Below are 1,225 nucleotides of genomic sequence, written 5' to 3' on the forward strand. Positions count from 1 at the left end.
CACGGCTCTGAACTCGGGTTAACGTTTCTTCCCTGAACGGTTTGGGTGTGATTCAAGAGTGTCGGTGATTTGGAGGCCGACATGTTTGAAGACGATCGCCCGCGGCTGCGGGTTTTGCTGGACCATTTTAGTCTCGTTGAGGATGAGCGGGAGCAATGGCGGGTCGCCCATCCGTTACCCGAGGTGCTTCTTCTGGTCGTTTGCGGGACGATCGGCGCATGCGACGATTTTGACGAGATCGTCGAATGGGGGGAGGATAACCTGGCGTTTTTACGTCGGTTTCTTCCCTATCACCATGGCATACCGGGTTCGCGCTGGCTGCGCATTCTGCTCAACCGGATCGATCCGGACCTGTTTTCGAACTGCTTCATATCCTGGGCGGCGACGCTTCGACCCGATGCTCCGGCGCTGGTGGCGATTGACGGAAAGACCTCGCGCGGCAGTCATGACCGGGCCAACGGCCGGGCGGCGCTGCATCTCGTCTCGGCTTTCGCCACCCGTGAACGGCTGGTTCTYGGACAAGAGGCAGTGGCAACGACAAGCTGTGAGCAGGACACCATCCCCTTGCTGCTGGAACGGYTGGCCGAAAAGGATCGCCTGAAAGGCGCGCTCGTGACCATCGACGCCATTGCCTGCAATGCCAAAACCGCCCAGGCGGTGCTCGATGCAGGCGCTGATTACCTCCTGGCGGCCAAGGCCAATCAGCCCGGCCTGATGGGTGAGATCGAGCGCTTCTTTGCCGACGCTCCGGCAAACCTCACCTCAACCGTGACCGAAGTCGACAAGGGCCATGGCCGGGTCGAAGAGCGGCGGGTCACCGTCTCCACTCAAATCGACTGGCTCTCCGGCGACAGGCGCTTTCCCGGCGAATACCGCTTCCCGTCCATCGCCACCATCGTCAAGGTGCAAGCACAAGTCTATGAAAAGTCCAGGCAAAGCAGCCAGGTCCGCTTCTATATCTCCTCACGGTCGATGACCGCGCTCCAGTTCGCCGAGGCCATACGTGGCCATTGGGCCATCGAGAACTCCCTCCATTGGGTACTCGACGTCACCTTCAACGAGGATGCCGCCCGATCTCGAACCGGGCATGGACCAGCCAACATGGCCGTCGTCCGACACTTCGCCATCAACATGGTTCGAAGCCATAACGACAAGCGCAGTATCAAACTCAGACGAAACAAAGCAGGCAGAAACCCACAATACATGGCCGAAATCATCCGAGCAT

Annotated in this window: 1 protein-coding gene; it reads left to right on the forward strand. The window is 59.4% G+C overall.

Features of this window, described 5'->3' with window-relative positions; all coding sequences use genetic code 11:
• Positions 1–81: 81 nt before the first annotated feature.
• On the forward strand, positions 82–1,225 hold a 1,144-nt coding region (locus QDY28_RS30865; protein ID WP_004112765.1), incomplete at its 3' end, for an ISAs1 family transposase.

The sequence above is a fragment of the Rhizobium sp. BR 362 genome (assembly GCF_036528765.1).
Classification (GTDB): domain Bacteria; phylum Pseudomonadota; class Alphaproteobacteria; order Rhizobiales; family Rhizobiaceae; genus Rhizobium.